9 protein-coding genes are annotated in these 18,600 nt (G+C 65.3%); 5 read left to right on the top strand and 4 right to left on the bottom strand.

All coding sequences use genetic code 11. The features are described from left to right. Positions 1 to 21: 21 nt before the first annotated feature. The 5 genes from NQE15_RS20125 (at position 22) to NQE15_RS20105 (ending at position 9,191) form a co-directional block, all read left to right on the top strand. The gene (locus NQE15_RS20125; RefSeq protein WP_265944115.1) at positions 22 to 3,384 is read left to right on the top strand and encodes a DUF2126 domain-containing protein; all 3,363 of its coding nucleotides are present in this window, start codon (positions 22 to 24) and stop codon (positions 3,382 to 3,384) included. 146 nt (positions 3,385 to 3,530) lie between these two features. Continuing rightward, positions 3,531 to 5,975: a circularly permuted type 2 ATP-grasp protein gene (locus tag NQE15_RS20120; protein WP_265944112.1), complete on the top strand. Its 2,445-nt coding sequence runs from the start codon at positions 3,531 to 3,533 to the stop codon at positions 5,973 to 5,975. Between the two features lie 2 nt (positions 5,976 to 5,977). Then, the gene (locus NQE15_RS20115) at positions 5,978 to 6,946 is read left to right on the top strand and encodes a transglutaminase family protein (protein ID WP_265944110.1); all 969 of its coding nucleotides are present in this window, start codon (positions 5,978 to 5,980) and stop codon (positions 6,944 to 6,946) included. Further along, positions 6,946 to 8,169 (top strand): TIGR03862 family flavoprotein, encoded by a 1,224-nt coding sequence (locus NQE15_RS20110; protein ID WP_265944108.1) that lies wholly within the window; start codon positions 6,946 to 6,948, stop codon positions 8,167 to 8,169. The genes NQE15_RS20115 and NQE15_RS20110 overlap by 1 nt, the downstream gene beginning before the upstream one ends. A 131-nt stretch (positions 8,170 to 8,300) precedes the next feature. Next, positions 8,301 to 9,191 carry a response regulator gene (locus NQE15_RS20105; RefSeq protein WP_265944107.1) on the top strand — a complete coding sequence of 297 codons (891 nt, stop codon included), beginning with the start codon at positions 8,301 to 8,303 and terminating at the stop codon, positions 9,189 to 9,191. A 53-nt stretch (positions 9,192 to 9,244) separates the two neighbouring features. Here NQE15_RS20105 and NQE15_RS20100 read toward each other — a convergent pair whose 3' ends face one another. From NQE15_RS20100 to NQE15_RS20085, 4 genes are read right to left on the bottom strand one after another with little or no spacing between them, the layout of a single operon-like run. Then, positions 9,245 to 13,969 carry a PAS domain S-box protein gene (locus tag NQE15_RS20100; protein WP_265944105.1) on the bottom strand — a complete coding sequence of 1,575 codons (4,725 nt, stop codon included), beginning with the start codon at positions 13,967 to 13,969 and terminating at the stop codon, positions 9,245 to 9,247. Next, positions 13,966 to 16,536: a PAS domain S-box protein gene (locus tag NQE15_RS20095; RefSeq protein ID WP_265944103.1), complete on the bottom strand. Its 2,571-nt coding sequence runs from the start codon at positions 16,534 to 16,536 to the stop codon at positions 13,966 to 13,968. Before NQE15_RS20095 ends, NQE15_RS20100 begins: the two co-directional genes overlap by 4 nt. Further along, complete coding sequence (locus NQE15_RS20090; RefSeq protein ID WP_265944101.1) at positions 16,521 to 17,414, bottom strand: PAS domain-containing protein; 894 nt, start codon at positions 17,412 to 17,414, stop codon at positions 16,521 to 16,523. The genes NQE15_RS20095 and NQE15_RS20090 overlap by 16 nt, the downstream gene beginning before the upstream one ends. A gap of 27 nt (positions 17,415 to 17,441) precedes the next feature. Continuing rightward, positions 17,442 to 18,530, bottom strand: coding sequence for a response regulator (locus NQE15_RS20085; RefSeq protein WP_265944099.1), 1,089 nt, complete (start codon positions 18,528 to 18,530; stop codon positions 17,442 to 17,444). Positions 18,531 to 18,600: the final 70 nt, after the last annotated feature.

Below are 18,600 nucleotides of genomic sequence, written 5' to 3'. Positions count from 1 at the left end.
CATTTTGCCCGGAGCAAGCCAGTGTCCATCCATGTCGCACTGAATCACGTTACCCATTACAACTACGACCGCCTGGTCAATCTCGGGCCGCAGGTCATCCGTCTGCGCCCCTGTCCCCATTCACGGACCCGCATCCTCTCTTATTCGCTGAAGGTCGGCCCGGAGAAGCACTTCATCAACTGGCAGCAGGATCCGCAGGGCAACTACCTGGCGCGCCTGGTGTTCCCGGAAAAGACCCGCGATTTCCGTGTCGAGGTTGATCTGGTCGCCGAGATGTCGGTGATCAATCCCTTCGACTTCTTTCTCGAGCCGCATGCCGAGAAAATTCCTTTCGCCTACGAGGCCTGGGAACGTCATGAACTGACGCCGTATCTGCACAAGCTGCCGATGACGCCGCTGTTCGAGAAGTATATGGCGGGCATTTCGCGCGAACCGCTGCGCAGCGTCGACTTTCTGGTGGCGCTCAATGCCCAGTTGCAGCGCGACATCAGCTACACCATCCGCATGGAGCCGGGCGTCCAGACGCCGGAAGAGTCGCTGACCAAACGTTCCGGCTCCTGCCGCGATTCGGCCTGGCTGCTCGTCCAGGTGCTGCGCCACCTCGGCCTGGCCGCCCGTTTCGTGTCCGGCTACCTGATCCAGCTCACCGCCGACGTCAAATCGCTCGACGGCCCCTCTGGTCCGGAAGCCGATTTCACCGATCTCCACGCATGGACCGAAGTCTATTTGCCGGGCGCCGGCTGGATCGGCCTCGATCCGACCTCCGGACTATTCGCCGGCGAAGGCCACATTCCACTGGCGTGCACGCCGGAACCGTCGTCGGCGGCGCCGGTCACCGGTGGGGTCGACGAGTGCGAAACCGAATTCCAGCATCACATGCAGGTCAGCCGGATCTGGGAAGCGCCGCGTGTCACCAAACCCTACACCGATGCGCAATGGATCGAGATCGAACGCCTTGGCCACCAGATCGACGGTACGTTGGGCAAGCTCGATGTCCGCCTGACCCAGGGCGGCGAGCCGACCTTCGTCGCTGTCGACGACCCGGACGGCGCCGAATGGAACACCGCCGCCCTCGGCCCGACCAAGCGCATTTTCGCCGCCGATCTCTTCCATCGCCTGCGCGAGAAATACGCCCCGAACGGCCTGATGCACTTCGGCCAGGGCAAGTGGTACCCCGGCGAACAGCTGCCGCGCTGGAGCCTGAACTGTTTCTGGCGCAAGGATGGCGAGCCGATCTGGAATTCGCCTTCCTTGTACGCCAACGAAAGCATCGATTACGGCGTCACCGCCGAGCAGGCCGGAAAATTCCTGAAGCGGGTGGCCCAACGTCTCGGGGTTACCGACGAGCATGTCTTCCCGGCCTTCGAGGATGCCTACTACTACATGTGGCGCGAGCGCCGTCTGCCGGGGAACGTCGATCCCTTCGATTCGCGGGTCGATGACGCGCTGGAGCGCGAACGCCTGATGAAGGTGTTTACCCAGGGTCTGACCTACACCGTCGGCCATACCCTGCCGATCATGAAGAATGTCTGGGGTCAGTGGCAGACTGGGCCGTGGTTCCTGCGTGCCGAGCGCTGCTACCTGTTCCCCGGCGATTCGGCCATGGGCTATCGCCTGCCGATAGACTCGCAGCCGTGGACGGCGCAGAGCGATTATCCCTACGTCAATCCGCCCGATGCCGAGACGGCGACCGATCCGCTCGACAGCTACGCTCAGTTGCGTGCCCGGGTCAGTGGCGAGCGCGAAGCCCGTATTCCGCAAATGCAGGATCGGCGTAGCGGTTCCGCTGCCGCTTTTGCCGAAGCGCATGGCAAGGGCCATCCCTGGGAGAAGCCGACCGACACCGTGCCCGGCTTCAAGGAATCAGCCGGCTGGATCACCCGCCTGGCGATGTGTGCCGAGCCGCGCGACGGCAAGCTCTACATCTTCATGCCGCCGACCGAGAAGCTCGACGACTACCTGGAAATCGTCGCCGCCGTCGAAGCCACGGCCGACGAGATGAGCCTGCCGGTGATCATGGAAGGCTACGAGCCGCCCTCCGACCCGCGCCTGACCCATTTCCGCGTCACCCCCGACCCCGGCGTCATCGAAGTGAACATCCACCCGGCCCGGAGTTGGGACCAGTTGGTCGACCAGACCACACACCTCTATGAATCTGCCCACATCTCGCGCCTGACCACCGAGAAGTTCATGGTCGACGGTCGCCACACCGGCACTGGCGGCGGCAACCACTTCGTGCTCGGCGGCGCGACGCCCAACGACTCGCCCTTTCTCCGCCGGCCGGACCTCTTGAAGAGCCTGATCGCCTACTGGCACAACCATCCCAGCCTGTCCTACCTGTTCTCCGGCCTGTTTATCGGCCCGACCAGCCAGGCGCCGCGCGTCGATGAAGCCCGTAACGACAGTCTCTACGAGCTGGAAATCGCCTTCGCGCAGATTCCGCAACCGGGTGGACAGGTCCCGCCCTGGCTGATCGACCGCATCCTGCGCAACCTGCTCACCGACGTTACCGGCAACACGCACCGCGCCGAGTTCTGCATCGACAAGCTCTACTCGCCGGATGGCCCGACCGGCCGCCTCGGCCTGCTCGAACTGCGCGCCTTCGAGATGCCGCCGCATTCGCGCATGTCGCTGGCCCAGCAACTGCTGCTGCGGGCGATGATCGCGCGTTTCTGGGAGGAGCCCTACGCACCGGCCCGGCTGACGCGCTGGGGCACCGAACTGCATGACCGCTTCATGCTGCCGTTCTACGCCGAGCAGGATTTCCACGATGTCATGGAGGAAATGGCCGCCGCCGGTTACCCGTTCAAGGCCGAGTGGTTCGCGCCGCACTTCGAATTCCGCTTCCCGAAATACGGCGATTTCGCTGTCAAGGGCATCGAGTTCGAACTGCGCCACGCGCTCGAACCCTGGCACGTCATGGGCGAGGAGGGCAGCGCCGGGACCACAGTGCGCTATGTCGACTCCTCGGTCGAGCGCGTCCAGGTCAAGGTCAAGGGCATGGCGCCCGACCGCTATGTGCTGACCTGCAACGGCGTGCCAGTGCCACTGCAAAACACCGGGACCAATGGCGAGTTCGTCGCCGGCGTGCGCTACCGTGCCTGGCAGCCGGCCTCCTGCCTGCATCCGACGATCGGCGTCCATGCGCCGCTGGTCTTCGACCTGGTCGATACCTGGATGCAGCGTTCGCTGGGCGGTTGCCAGTACCATGTGGCGCATCCGGGCGGGCGCAGTTTCGATACCTTCCCGGTCAATGCCTTCGAGGCCGAAAGCCGCCGTCTGGCGCGTTTCTTCCGCTTCGGACACACGCCGGGCAAGATCCAGGTCGGTGCCCCGCAGGCCAGCGCCGAACACCCGTTTACGCTAGACTTGCGGCGTTCCTAACCCGGCGGGTTTCGGCCTCCGGGCCGCATAAAAGGGCCGGAAACGGCCTGCCCGCATTGCCCGACTGGCTGAATGGCCCGCACTCTCCTCGCGATCTACCCGAACAGCCCCGCCGCTACGACGAAATGTTGACGGCGGACGGGAGCGTGCGTCCGCACTGGCACAAGTTTTTCACCCATCTCGATTCGGTGGCGCCGGAGGAGATGCGGCGCCGGCTCGAATTTGTCGACCGGCGGATCCAGGAAAACGGGGTCACCTACAACGTCTATGCCGATCCCAGCGGCTCGGACCGGCCGTGGGCCCTCGACCCGCTGCCGCTGATCATCGCCCCCGAGGAGTGGGCTGCGGTCTCTGCCGCCATCGCCCAGCGCGCCCGGCTGCTCAACGCCATGCTGGCCGATCTCTACGGCGAACAGAAACTGCTCGCCGACGGCCTGCTGCCGCCGGCCCTGGTCTATGGCCAGCACGGCTACCTCTGGCCCTGCCGCGGCATCAAGCCGCCGGGCGGGGTCTGGCTGCACAATTACGCGGTCGACCTGGCGCGCGCCCCGAACGGCCGCTGGTGGGTGATCGCCGATCGCACGCAGGCGCCCTCCGGTGCGGGCTATGCGCTGGAGAACCGGTTGGTCGTCTCGCGCGTCTTCCCGGAAATGTTCCGTGACCTGCACGTCCAGCATCTTGCCGATTTCTTCCGCGACCATCTCGATGGTCTGGCTGCCCTGGCGCCGGTCGAGGGCGACGAGCAGCCGCATGTCGTGCTGCTAACCCCCGGGCCGTACAACGAAACCTACTTCGAGCACGCCTATCTCGCCCGCTACCTGGGCTTCCCGCTGGTTGAAGGGCAGGATCTGACGGTGCGCGGCGACACGGTCTATCTGAAAACCCTGCGCGGCCTGAAGCGGGTACATGTCATTCTCCGCCGTCAGGATGACGATTACTGCGACCCACTCGAACTGCGCGGCGAGTCGGCCCTAGGCGTGCCCGGCCTGGTCAATGTCGCCCGTGCCGGCCGCGTCCTCATAGCCAATGCCCTGGGCAGCGGCCTGCTCGCCTCCGGGGCGCTGATGGGTTTCCTGCCGGCGATCTGTCGCTCGCTGCTTGGCGAAAAGCTGGCCATGCCCTCGGTCGCCACCTGGTGGTGTGGCGAAAAACCGGCGCTCGACTACGTCAAGGAAAATTTTGACGATCTGGTGATCAAGGCGGCCTACCCGACCCAGCGCCTCGACCCGGTCTTCGGTTTCGAGCTCAAAGGCGAGGCGCGTGCCGAAATGCTGCGCCGGATCGAAGCCCGACCGCATGCCTACGTTGCCCAGGAAATGGTCGAACTGTCGCAGGCGCCGACCTGGAGCCGCGCCCACGAACGCCGGCTGCTCGCCCGCCCGGTCGGACTGCGCGCCTATGCCGTGGCGACGCCCGACGGCTATTCGGTGATGCCGGGCGGCCTGGCCCGCGTCGCGACCGGGGCCAGCGCACGCATCATCTCGATGCAGCGCGGCGGTTCGTCGAAGGATGCCTGGGTGCTGACTGATGGTCCGGTCAGCGAATTCACCATGCTCAAACCCTCGATCGGCGTGCGCGACCTGGTGCGGGCCGGCGCCAACCTGACTTCGCGCGTCGTCGAGAACCTGTTCTGGCTCGGCCGTTACTCGGAGCGTTTCGACGACAGCGCGCGCATGCTGCGCGTGGCGCTCAGTCGCGTCGTCGAAGCCGGCGGCGAGAAGAGTTCGGCCGTGGCCTCGTCGATGGAGCTGGCTAGGCGCCTGCGCATCCTGCCCCGGCCGGAAGAAGATGGCGAAGCCAAGGCGGGCAGCGAGCACATGCTGCTCGAGGCGATTTACGATCCGGAACAGCCGGGCAGCCTGGCCGGCAATATCCGCAATCTGATGTGGTCGGCGGCGCATGTCCGCGAACGCCTGTCGCTCGACCACTGGCATTCGCTGAACCGGCTGCAGCGCGAGCAGCAGGCGGCGCAGAAAATTCACCCCTCGCTGACTGAAGCCATTGCCTTCCTCGACCGCGTGCTCGGGGTTTCCTCCTCGCTGACCGGCTTCGCGATGGACAACATGACGCGCGACGACGGCTGGCGTTTCCTGATCGTCGGCCGCCGCCTCGAACGCCTCTCCTTCTTCGCGGTGGCGATCGCCGGCTTCCTGCGCATCAAGTCGGCGCGTGGCCCGGGCTGTCTGGAATGGCTGCTCGAACTGTCCGACTCGATCATCACCTACCGCTCGCGCTATTCCCGCTTGCCGGAACTGTTGCCGGTCATCGACCTGCTCGTCTTCGACGACAGCAATCCGCATGGCGTGGTTTTCCAGGGCAGCGTGCTGGCCCGCTACCTCGAACGCATGGCGAGCGAACTGGGCGCGACCTTTGACGGCAAGCTGACTGAAGTCCTCGGACGCCTGCGCAACTTCGACCTCGAGCGGCTGGAACACCTGCAGTTCGACGACTGTCATGCCTGTGGTGCCTGCGATGAGTTGGCCGGCCTGCTCGACGAACTCAACATCGCCGCCATCCAGCTTTCCGATTTCCTCGGCATGCGCTATTTCACGCACGTCGGCGACGTCAGCCGGCAGACGATGGCCTTGTGACCATGGATCCGGTTCGTTACCACGTTCTCCACGAAACCCGCTACGACTACGGCAGCGCGGTGTCGCTGTCGCAGCAGCAACTTCACCTCTCGCCGCGGGTTCTCGAGTGGCAGAAGATCGAAGAGCAGCGCATCGACATCGAACCGCTGCCGACCTGGCGGCGCGACGGGCGCGATGCCTTCGGCAATCCGGCGACCTGGATCGCCTTTCACGCGCCGCATGCGGCGCTGGTTATCCGTTCGGCGATGACCATCGCGATCGCGCCGCACCTGCCGAAAGAGATCGATAAATCGCTGCCTTGGGAAGTCGTGCGCGATCGCCTGGCCTACGATGCCGCCGAGGCGCCGCGGCCCGAAGACCTCGATGCGACGCGTTTCCTGTTCGAGAGCCCGCATGTCCGGATCAAACATGAACTGGCTGCCTATGCCGCCGACTGTTTCCCGCCGAAGACGCCGATCCTGATCGGTACCCAGGCGCTGATGGCGAAGATTTTCAGGGAATTCACCTTCGATCCGGAGGCGACCACCGTGTCGACGCCGGTCATGGAAGTGCTGGAAAACAAGCGCGGTGTCTGCCAGGACTTCGCCCACCTGATGATTGCCTGTCTGCGCGCCCTCGGCCTGTCGGCCCGCTATGTCAGCGGCTACCTGCTGACCCGGCCGCCGCCGGGCAAGCCGCGGCTGATCGGGGCCGATGCCTCGCATGCCTGGGTCTCGGTCTATGCCCCGGGAAGCGCCTACGACTGGGTGGATTTCGACCCGACCAACAACCTGTTGCCGGATACCGAACACATCACGGTCGCCGTCGGCCGCGACTTTTCCGATATTTCCCCGCTGCGCGGCATCATTCTGGGTGGCGGCGGCACCGAGCCGGAAGTCGCGGTGACCGTGGTTCCGCTCGACGAAGAAGAAATTCCCGCCGGCCTGCTCGGCGAGCCGGTCGCGGTGCCCGCTGCCAAACCCGCGACCTGATGCCCAGTGTCGCCATCATCGGGGGCGGGCCTGCGGGTCTGATGGCCGCCGAACAACTGGCTTCCCGCGCCGGCCTGGAAGTGGCCGTCTTCGACGCCATGCCGTCGCCCGGCCGCAAGTTCCTGATGGCCGGCAAGGGCGGCATGAACATCACCCATGCCGAACCGCTGCCCGCTTTCAAGGCACGTTACGGCGACCGTCAGGCGCAGATCGCGCCGCTGCTCGACGCCTTCGGGCCGGAGCAACTGCGGGCCTGGATCCACGAGCTCGGCATCGAGACTTTCGTCGGCACCTCGGGCCGGGTCTTCCCGACCGGGATGAAGGCGGCGCCGCTGCTGCGCGCCTGGCTGCACCGGCTGCGTGGGCAGGGCGTGCGTTTCCATGTCCGCCATCGCTGGCTGGGCTGGGCGGACGACGAGGCGTTACGCTTTGCGACCCCGGCCGGGGAGATTCAGCAACGCGCCGACGTCGTGATTCTCTCTCTCGGTGGCGGGAGCTGGGCGAAGCTGGGTTCGGACGGGGCCTGGGTGCCGCTGCTCGGCGCCCGTGGCGTCGCCGTGGCGCCGCTCAAACCGGCCAATTGCGGTTTCGATGTGAACTGGAGCGCTTATTTCAGTGAACGCTTCGCCGGCCAGCCGGTCAAGCCGGTGATCGCCGCCGTGGCCGGCCAGCGCCTGCAGGGCGAATTCAACATCACGACGAGCGGCATCGAAGGCGGGCTGATCTACGCCCTCTCGGCACCGCTGCGCGATGCGCTGGCGGCCGGCGAGGCCGCTGTCCTCCATCTCGATCTCGCGCCCGGGCGCAGCCTGGAACGGCTGAGCGAAGAACTGTCACGGCCACGCGGTCGCGATTCGCTGGCCAATCATCTGCGCCGCCGGGTCGGCATCGAGGGCGTCAAGGGCGCCCTGTTGCGCGAGTTGTGTTCTCCGGCGACCCTGGCCAACGTAGCCACCCTGGCGGCGGCGATCAAGGCCCTGCCATTGCCGGTGACGGCGACGCGGCCGCTCGACGAAGCGATCAGTACGGCCGGCGGTGTCAGCTTCGCCGGCCTCGATCAAAACCTGATGCTGTCCGCGCTGCCCGGCACTTTCGTCGCCGGCGAGATGCTCGACTGGGAAGCACCGACCGGCGGCTATCTGCTGACCGCCTGCCTCGCCAGCGGCCGGGCGGCCGGTCTGGGGGCTGCCGCCTGGTTGGACCGGAACAGGCCAGCGGCCTGAGATGGATCTCGTTCTTCGGGAGGGGAATACCACCCCCGACTTGCACCAAAGTACGTGTTCGCGCGCTGCCTTTTCAGTTAGTCTTATGCCCTTGAAACTGCCACGGGCAGACCAAGAAACGAGAGGGCGTTTTGGATAACATCTGCGTGCTGGTAGTCGATGACGAGCCGATCGGTCGCGAGACCCTGACTGAAAACCTGACCGTCGAGGGCTATCGGGTCGTCGAAGCCGATTCAGGTGAAGCCGCCTGGCGGGCGATCGATGCCACGCCGACCAGCTTCGACGCCATCCTGCTCGACCGCATGATGCCCGACATGGATGGCATCGAAATCCTGCATCGGGTCAAGCAGCGCGCCGACATGCGCCATGTGCCGGTGATCATGCAGACCGGCATGACGGCCGATAGCGATGTCCTCGAAGGCCTCCGCGCTGGCGCCTACTATTACCTGACCAAGCCTTTCTCGGCCGACACGCTGCTCGCCATTGTCGCTGCAGCCACCCGCGATTACCGGGGCCACAAGGAACTCGAGGACGAGGTCAAGCGCCAGGGGCAGGTTCTATCCTGTCTGGCCGAGGCCCGCTTCGTCTATCACACGCCGGATGAGGCGCGGCGACTGGCGGCACTGCTCGCCAACACGGCGCCCGAGCCCGGAAGGGTCGTACTCGGCCTCTCGGAACTGATGCTCAACGCCGTCGAGCATGGCAACCTGGCGATCGGCTACCAGCAGAAATCGGTGCTGATCGAGACCGACCGCCTGCATGATGAAATCGAACAACGCCTGGCCTCGCCCGACCTGGGGCAACGCCGGGTCGAGGTCGAGGTGCGCCGTGTCGACGGCGAACTGCGCTTCGTGATTCGCGACCAGGGGGCTGGCTTCAACTGGCAGGGCTATCTCGAAATGAGCCCGGAGCGCGCTTTCGATACGCACGGGCGCGGGATCGCCATGTCGCGGATGATCAGCTTCGACCGCCTCGAATATCGTGGCCGGGGCAACGAGGTCGAAGCCGCCATCCGCCTCTAGTGCCAGCCTGTGCCTATGTTGTACTAGGTGGCTCGCGGCCCGGTTCGGCCGCTTTAGCTTACGGAGGGCTGGCTGGCGTCGAGCAGGGCGAGGGCAGCTTCGAAATCGAAGCGTTCGACCAGTCGTTCGAAAGCCGCGTGGTTTGCACCCAGGAAGCTGCGCAGGGCCGAACCGTGGCGGTGAATCAATTGCTGGATGCCGACATCGCCGGCCTCGAGCAGGCGGCGCAATTCAGCCAGCACTTCGGGCGCGGCGGGTGAACTGCCGGTTTCGGCCGGGGCGGCAGGGGGCGGCAACAGCGCCAGCAGGTGATGCTGCAACTGATCATAGTCGGCGGCAGTCTGCGCAATCAGCGGCTCAAGTGCGGCGGACGGCAGCTTGTCCTTGATCGCCCGTTCGAGGGCGGTGGCCGATTGCTGGACGGCGACGGCACCTAGTGTGCCGGCAGCGCCTTTCAACGAGTGGGCGAGGCGCCGGGCTTCGGCGGTTTCTCCGTCGACCAGCTTCTGCCGGATCAGCGCAAAGTCGCCGTCGTGGCTCTCGGCAAAGCGGTGGAGCAGGCGGCAATAGCTGCTCAGCCGATTGCGCACCGAGTGCAGCCCGAAAGTGCTGTCGAGGCCGGGAACGGCGACCAGCGCGGCGCGCAGCGCCGGCTCATCGAGCGATGTCGCGGCCGGGGTGCTGATCGCGGCGAGGCGCAGGCTGGCCGGGAGCCAGTGGGCAAGGCTGGCAAACAGCACCTCCGGTTCGACCGGTTTGGCAATGTGATCGTTCATGCCGGCGGCCAGGCAGCACGCCCGGTCGTCTTCGAAGGCGTTGGCGGTCATCGCCAGGATCGGCACCGCCGACCAGCCGGGCAGGGCGCGTAGCTGGCGGGTGGCTTCAAGGCCGTCGATGACCGGCATCTGGACATCCATCAGCACCAGGTCGTAGCGCTGGGCGCTGGCCAGGCTGATCGCTTCGCCGCCGTCGCGGGCGATGTCTGGTTCGAGGCCGATGGCGCGGAGCAGTTCGCTGGCGACCTCTTCGTTGATCGGGTTGTCCTCGGCGAGCAGGATGCGCGTATCGGCGCGAAAGCGCAGCGGCTGATCGGTGGGCGGGTTGGCCGGCAACGGATGCGCCTGGCTGGCTGGTGACAGCAGGATGTTCAGGGCGAAGGTGCTGCCCTGGCCCGGTGTGCTGTCGACGTCGATCTCCCCGCGCATCGCTTCGGCCAGCCGGCCGCTGATCGCCAGGCCAAGACCGGTGCCGCCGTAGCGCCGGGTGGTCGAGGTATCGGCCTGCTCGAAGGGAACGAAGAGCCGCGCCTGAACAGCGGGCGGGATGCCAGGGCCGGTATCGCTGACCGCGAAGCGGACCCGCCAGCCGTTTTTGTCCTCGCCGAGGCCTCGTACCTTGAGGGCGATGTTGCCGCGTTCGGTAAATTTGACCGCGTTGGACAGGAAATTGACCAGGATCTGCTGGATACGCAGCGGGTCGCCGCGCAGCAGGGCCGGCAGTTGCGGATCGATCTCGCAGCTGACCGGTAGCTGCTTGGCGGCAGCCCGTTCGGCGATCAGGTTGTAGGCGGCCTCGACTACCTGGCGCAGCGAAAAATCGGTGTTTTCGAGCAGCATTTTTCCGGCCTCTATTTTCGAGATGTCGAGAATGTCGTTGATGATCGACAGCAGGTGTCGAGCCGCGCTGCCCACCTTGCTCAGGCGCTCGCGCTGTTCCGGGGCGACGCCCGGTTCGCGTAGCGCGATGTGGGTGAGACCCATGATGGCATTCATCGGTGTGCGGATCTCGTGGCTCATGTTGGCCAGGAAGGCGCTCTTCGTTCGGCTGGCCGATTCGGCTTCCTCTTTCGCCCGGCTCAGTTCGATGGTGCGCTCGGCGACCAGGGTTTCGAGATGCAGGCGATGGCGCTCGAGTTCGGCCTGTGTCCGTTTCTTGTCGGTGATGTCTTCCTCGATCGCCAGGAAATGGGTGATCCGGCCATCCGGCTGGCGGACCGGGGAAATGATCGCGAATTCCTCGACCTCCGTGCCATCCTTGTGCCGGTTGCGGAATTCCCCGCGCCAGCTCTCGCCCCGGGCCAGCGCCTGCTGCAGGGAGCGATAGGTCGTGGCCGGCGTTGTGCCCGAGCTGAGCATCCGCGGCGTACGGCCGATGGCTTCTTCCCGGCGGTAGCCGGACTTGCGCACGAAGGCGTCATTGACGTATTCGATCCGGTGCTCGGTATTGGTGATGATGATGCTGTGCGGGGTCTGCTCGATGGCCAGCGACAGCTTGCGCAGTTCTTCCTCAGCCTTGCGCCGCTCGCTGATATCGAGGATGGTGCCAAACATGCGGCCGACCTGTCCCTGGTCGTCGAGGTTCAGTTCGCCGATGCCATGCACCCAGCGCACCTGCCCGTCGCAGTGGCGAACGATCCGGTACTCGTTGTCGAAGCCGAGCTCGTGCCCGAGCACCTGCTCGCGCAGGTAGCCGGCCATCCGCGGGCGATCGTCGGGATGGACCCGTTCGAGCCAGCCGTGGGCGGTATGCGGGTAATCGGCAGTGATGCCGAAGATGTCGTCGAGTACCGGCGAGCCGATCCAGCGGTCGGTCGCCGGGTCGTAGTTGTAATGGCCAATGCCGGCCATCCGCTGGGCTTGCAGCAGGTTGGCCTCGCTGCGTGCCAGGGCCTGGCGGGAGCGTTGCATGGTCAGGCCGAGGCCGACTTCGCCGCTCAGATTGCCGAGCAGCGTCAGTTCCTCGTCGCCGAATTGATCGGGGTGCTCGGCATAGAGGTTGAGGGCGCCGACGATCCGGCCGTCCACGCGCAAGGGAAGGGCGGCCGACGACTGGTAGCCCAGGTTCAGGGCGGCTTCGCGCCAGGGGGCGAAGGCCGGGTCGTGGTGGAGATTGTGGACAATGCAGGGGACTCCGCTGCGGATGGCGCGGCCGGTCGGGCCATGACCGGCTGGCGTATCGCTCCAGCGGATATCGAGATTGCTCAGGTAGCCTTCGACGAAGCCGGATTCGGCAATCGGCACGACCCGCTGCTCGGCGTCGGCGCGGGCTTCGCCGACCCAGGCCATACGGTATCCGCCGGTTTCGACGAAGATGGTGCAGATTTCGCGGAGCATGGCGGTTTCGTCGGGGTGACGAACCAAGGCCTGGGCAATGCCGCTCATCAGGCGAAGAGCGCGATTCTGGCTGGCGATCTGCTCGCGGTTGGCTTCGCGCTCGGTGATGTCGTGGGCGATGCCGAGGACGCCGAGCAGGCTGCCATCAGCGCCATGGACCGCGGTCTTGGTCGTTTCGTGCCGTTCGACGTGGCCATCAGGAAAGTGCAGAAGCTCCTCGACGCAGTGTGGCTGCCCGCACTCGACCGCCTGGCGGTCGTGATCGCGCAGAAAGTCGGCAAGCTCACTGGCCAGCAAGTCGTGATCGGTCCGCCCGAGAATGTCCTCCGGCGGCCGACCGAACAGGCGGGCAGCGCGCGGGTTGCAGTCGAGATAGACACCATCCGGATCCTTCAGCCAGACCATGTCGGGCAGGGCCTTGAGCAGCGCACTGAGGCGGCTGCGCTCGGATTCGATGGCGAGGCGTTCGGAGCGCCGTGCCGAGATGTCGATCAGAATGCCGGCGGTAATGGCGGGCGAGCCATCGGGCAGGGTCTCGATCACCGAGCCGCGATCTTCGACCCAGACCCAGTGGCCGGCGCCGTGGCGAATCCGGTATTCCACCAGATGACTGGCCGAGTGCCCGGCGACGACCGCCCCGAGGGCGGTGCGCACGCTCGCCAGGTCGTCCGGGTGAATGCGGGCCAGCCGCTCTGCCAGGGTGTGCGGGGCATCACCCGGCGTGCCACCGATGATGCGTAGCAGGCCGGCGCTGAAAACGTGACGGTCGGGTTCGTGCAGGTATTCCCAGCTGCCACCGCCGACGGCATCGAGTGCCATTTGCAGATGCGCTTCGAGGCGCAGGCGGTCGCGTTCCTGCTGCGCCTGGTGAAGGGCGGATTCGAGCTGGTGCATGGCCAGCTGCTCGAACAAGCGGCGCTGGCTGATAACGCCCTGGATGTAGCCATCCGCGTCGGTGACCGCCATGTGGCGCAGGTGAAAGCGGCTCATCGCCTCGAGCGCGGCGGTGACCGACTGGTCGACTGAAATGCCGCGCACCGGCGAGCTCATGGCCTGGCTGAGCGGAATATCGTGAGCGTGCGGGTGTGCCATCAGCAGGCGCGGAATATCGCGCTCGGTGAGGATGCCGACCGGCTTGCCGTGTTCGGTGACGATCAGGTAATCGGCCGCGAATTCGATCATCCGGGCCATGGCCTCGCCCAGCGGGGCGTTTGGCGGCAGGTGGGGGATTTCGCGCTCCATGACCCCCGCCAGCGACTGCAGGTGACGGAAAATGCTGGTGCCGAGGGCGATCCGGAAATCGGTATCGCTGACGATGCCGAGCGTCTTGCCATTGCTGTCGCGGACTACGAGGTGACGGATGTGGTGGCGTTCGACGAGCAGGCGGGCGCTCAGCAGATCGAGCTCGGGGGCGGCACAGATCAGCGGCTGCGACATGATGGCGGCGACCGGTATCGTCGCTGGCAGCCGGTCGTGCAGGGCGCGCAGGATGTTGCTTTCGGTGATGATGCCACGGGCTGTACCGTCCTCGTCACCAACGAGCAGGCAGGAGATGCACTGACCGGCCATCAACACGGCCGCCTCCTGAAAGGTGGTTTCCGGGGCGACGCTGAGCACGTCGCGGGTCATGATGTCGGCCAGTAGCGTGGAGGGCAGTGCGCTCAAGAGGGATTTCCCGGGGTCGTGTCGAGCAGTGATTTGAGGGCCGGCAGCGTGCGCTGCATGGTGTCGGACAGAGTGGCGAGCAGTACGGCAGGTTCCTGGTGACTACCCGGGTTGCGCAGTTCGTCGTTGAGTTCGGCGGCGGCGGCGTGAATTTCACCAAGGCCGAGCGTGCCGGCAGCCCCCTTGAGGGCGTGGGCGAGGTGGGTGGCGTCGGCCGGCCGTTGCTCGCCGAGGGCGCTGGCGATGGCCTCGTCGTCGCTGCCATGCTGGGCTATGAAGGTCCCCAGCAGGCGCCGGAAGCTGGCGACCCGGCCGCGTACCGCCCGCAACCCCAATTCGACATCGAGGCCGGGGATGTCCTGCAGGGCAAGCATGAATGCGGGGTCGGCAGCGTCGGCCGGTGCGCTTGGCAGCGCAGCCGCCGGGGCGGGTGCCGTCGGCGCGCGGTGACCGGCGATCGACAGCCACTTGATCAATGTCGCATAGAGATTGCTGGGGTCGACCGGCTTGGCAATATGATCGTTCATGCCGGCGGCGAGACAGCGCCGGTGGTCTTCGCCAAAGGCGTTGGCGGTCATCGCCAGGATCGGCACCGAGCCGCCCTTTTCGCTTTGGCGGATCAGCCGGGTGGCGGCCAGCCCATCCATGACCGGCATCTGCATATCCATCAGGATCAGGTCGTAGTCGTGCTCGGCGAACATCTTGACGGCCTGGGCGCCGTCGGCCGCCAGGTCGGCTTCGAGGCCGACGCTTTGCAGCAGGTCGAGCGCCACCTCCTGATTGACCGCATTGTCCTCGACGACCAGGATGCGCGCCCGCTGGTGGCGGCTGGCGAGAATTCGCTCGGCTTCGTCGGGCAGCAGGGGCGGGCCGCTGTCGTCGTCGGCGGCGCTGCCGTGCCCGAGGCGGGCGGTGAACCAGAAGGTGCTGCCCTGCCCCGCGGTGCTGCTCAGCCCGCTTTCGCCGCCCATCAGCGCCGCCAGACGGCTGGCGATGGCGAGGCCGAGGCCGGTGCCGCCAAAGCGGCGGGTGGTCGTGCTGTCGGCTTGCTCGAAAGCATCGAAAATGCGCGCCTGCTGCTCGACGGGAATGCCGATGCCGGTGTCGATGACGGCGAAACGGACAATCAGGCCGCCTGGCGTCTCGCCGTCGAGGCTGACCTTGAGGGTGATCTGGCCGTGCTCGGTAAACTTGACGGCATTCGACAGGTAATTCAGCAGGATCTGGCCGATGCGCAAGGGGTCGCCATGCAGCACTGGCGGCACGGCAGGATCGATCTCGGTGTGGAAGGCCAGGCCGCGCGAACGCAAGCGGTCGAGGATCAGGGCGCTGGTGTTGTCGAGGATACGGGTGAGCTGGAAATCGGTGGGCTCGAGCTCGAGCTTGCCGGCCTCGATTTTCGAGATGTCGAGAATCTGGTTGATGATGGCCAGCAGGTGATGGGCGGCATCGGCCACCTTGCGCAGGCGCGCGAGTTGTTCAGGGTCGTGGGTATGGCGCTCGGCCAGATGGTTGAGGCCGATGATGGCATTCATCGGGGTGCGGATTTCGTGACTCATGTTGGCCAGGAAGACGCTCTTTGCCTGACTGGCCTGCTCGGCGATTTCCTTGGCGTTGGCCAGCTGGGCCGTACGTTCACCGACCAGTTCCTGGAGATGATGGCGGTGTCGCTCGAGTTCGGCCGTGGCCCGCTTCTCTTCGGTAATGTCCTGCCAGATCGCGCAGATTCGTACACCATCGCCGACGCTGATAGCAGCGGCGGCGATGCGGGCGATTTGTTCGCTGCCGTCCTGGCGCCGGTGGCGGCGCTCGAAGGTGGCATTGCCCTGCTGCGCGATGCTCGCCAGCAATTGGCGAAGTTCGCTCTCGGTGCCCTCTACCTGCAGGTCGAGGAGGTTGATGCCGGCGAATTCCTCGCGGCTGTAGCCCAGGTTGTGGATGATCGTGTCGTTGATTTCGACGAACTGCAGGGTTTCGGGATCGATCAGGCAGATGCCGTCGTTGGCCTGGGTGACGATGCTGCGGTAGATCTCCTCGCGGACGCGCAGGGCCTCTTCGGCCGCCCGCCGCTCGGAGACATCGATGATATAGACCACCAGATGGGGCTCGCCATCGACATCGATTTTTGCTGCCGACAGGCTTATCCGCCGCCGCCGGCCGTCGCGGCCGATACCGACGCTGTCGAAATCGACGACGAAGCCGTCACGGCGGAGGAGTTCAATCATCCGGGCACGGTCCCCTGCGTCCCAGAGACCGGCTTCGATTGTCGTCTTGCCGATCAGTTCTTCGCGGCTGGCGTTGTATTCGCTGAGCATTCGGTCGTTGACGTCGATCATCTTGCCATCGACGACGCGGGTGATGCAGGCGGCTACCGGCGCGGCGCGGAAGGCGACAGCAAGGCGTTCCTGGAGCTGGAAAACGGCATTTTCCGCCAGCTTGCGTTCGGAAATGTCGAGTACGAAGCCGAGCACGTAGGGGCGGTCGCTCAGCGAAATGATCTCGGCCGACAGGCTGATCGAGATCATGGTGCCATCGCGGCGCCGCCATTCGGTCAGATAGTCCTGCATCTGCCCGTTGGCCTCGAGCTGTTCACGCCAGCGCAGGCGGGCCTCGGGGTCGGCCAGAGGTTGAGTTCGAGCGAGCTGTGGCCGAGCAATTCTTCGGCTTTCCAGCCGAGCATTGCGGCATATCGGGGATTGACGTCGAGATAGATGCCCTGGTCGATGGTGCTCAGCGAAATGGCTGCCGGGCTGGCATTGAAGGCGACCTTGAAGCGTTCCTGCAGGTCGTGCATCTGGGTGATGTCGCGGCCGATCCCGAGGACGCCGATCAGGCGCCCGGTGGTGTCGTGCATCGGGGCCTTGGTGGTGAGCAGCAATTCGCGATGGCCGTCGCTGGCAAAAGTCACCCATTCCTGGTTGCTGCGCGGCGCCTGGGCGGCGAGTGCTTGCCGGTCGTTGGCGCGGAAGGACTCGGCGAGTTCGCGATTGACGAAGTCAAAATCGGTTTTCCCCCGGATCGTTTCTTCGCTGGCCCCGAAGAAGGCTTCGAAGCGTTTGTTGCAACTCAGGTAGACACCTTGGGGGTCCTTCAGCCAGATGAGGTCGGGCAGGGTGTCGAGCAGCGTACGCAGCTGTGCCTGCTCGGCCTGATATTGGCCGACGGCCTGGTGGGTCTTTTGCCAGGCGGCGCGTTCTGCCGCCGTGACCATCTCAATCTTGTGGATCAGGCGGCGCAGCAGGATGGCCAGCAGCAAGGTTGTGACGGCGATGAAGACCAGACCCTTCAGCGAACTGGCGACCAGCTGCGTAGCGGGGTCCGGGAAGAGATAGCCGACTACCTGATCGGAAACCAGAATCCACAGTGCGGCCAGCGCGGCATAGGGAACGACGACCTGGCTGATTTTTCGGGCGAGGGAGCTGTCCGTCGTTGGCTGGTCTTTCATCGGGCAACGGCGCGCCAGGCGGGATGTCTATTCAGCATAGGTCAGAGCAATGCGCTTGAAGGTTTCGAATTCACGAACGAAGGTGGCTACGACATCGGGGTCGAAATGCTTGCCACTGCCCTCGACGATGATCCGGCTGGCCTGGTCGAAAGGAAAGGCGGGTTTGTAACAGCGCTTGCAGATCAGGGCATCGAAGACATCGGCCAGAGCCATCAGGCGGGCGGAGATCGGAATGGCATCGCCGACGCGCCCCTCGGGGTAGCCGCTGCCGTCCCATTTTTCATGGTGGTAATGGGCGATTTCCTTGGCGATGGCCAGGAATTCGACACTCTTATCGGCATCGGCCTCGGCCTGGTCAATGGCATGGCTGCCCAGTTCGGCATGGGTTTTCATGATTTCCCACTCTTCCGGGGTCAGCTTGTCCGGCTTGAGCAGAATATGGTCGGGGATGCCGACCTTGCCGATGTCGTGGAGAGGCGCCGATTTGGCGAGATCGTCGATGGTCCGGTGGTCGAGGTAGGCGGCGAAGCGTGGGTGGTCCTGGAGGGCGGTGGCCAGGGTGCGGACGTATTCCTGGGTGCGTCGCAAATGATTGCCGGTTTCCGGATCGCGAGTTTCGGCCAGGCGGGCCAGGGCATGGATGCTGACCTGCTGGATCAGCTGGTTTTCCGCCATCCGCCGGGCGACTTCGGCTTCGAGATAACTGTTCTGGTCGCGCAGAAAGTCGCGCGCCCGCTTCAGTTCGAGCTGGGTGCGAACGCGGGCGAGGACGACGGCCGGCCGGATCGGCTTGGTGATGTAATCGACGGCGCCGCAATCGAGGCCGTGCTCTTCGTCCTCGATGGCATCCATCGCCGTGACGAAGATCACCGGAATCTGTGCGGTCGCCGGAATGGCGCGCAACTGGGCGAGAACCGCATAGCCATCCATTTCCGGCATCATCACGTCGAGCAGAATGAGATCCGGGATGGGCTGGCTTTGGGCGATCTGCAAGGCCCGGCGACCGGAGTTGGCGGCTCGCACCCGATAGGAACGCTGAAGCAGTTCGCCAAGAACGCTGAGGTTTTCCGGGGTGTCATCGACGATTAGTATGGTCGATTGATTGTTGTCAGGCATCTGCCTCTCCAGTCGCTCCATGGCAGGGCGAATCTGGCCGGATTATCGCCGGGAGCCGGGAATATTGCTA

This window comes from Dechloromonas sp. A34, assembly GCF_026261605.1.
Classification (GTDB): domain Bacteria; phylum Pseudomonadota; class Gammaproteobacteria; order Burkholderiales; family Rhodocyclaceae; genus Azonexus.
The sequence above is the reverse complement of the archived record's forward strand: the minus strand, read 5'-3'. Positions and strand labels throughout refer to the sequence as shown.

What these genes read in the sequence shown, in the direction of transcription:
- NQE15_RS20085 (WP_265944099.1), bottom strand. Translation starts at nt 18,530, where the DNA reads ATGCCTGACAACAATCAATCGACCATACTAATCGTCGATGACACCCCG.
- NQE15_RS20090 (WP_265944101.1), bottom strand. Translation starts at nt 17,414, where the DNA reads ATGAAAGACCAGCCAACGACGGACAGCTCCCTCGCCCGAAAAATCAGC.
- NQE15_RS20110 (WP_265944108.1), top strand. Translation starts at nt 6,946, where the DNA reads ATGCCCAGTGTCGCCATCATCGGGGGCGGGCCTGCGGGTCTGATGGCC.
- NQE15_RS20095 (WP_265944103.1), bottom strand. Translation starts at nt 16,536, where the DNA reads ATGCAGGACTATCTGACCGAATGGCGGCGCCGCGATGGCACCATGATC.
- NQE15_RS20115 (WP_265944110.1), top strand. Translation starts at nt 5,978, where the DNA reads ATGGATCCGGTTCGTTACCACGTTCTCCACGAAACCCGCTACGACTAC.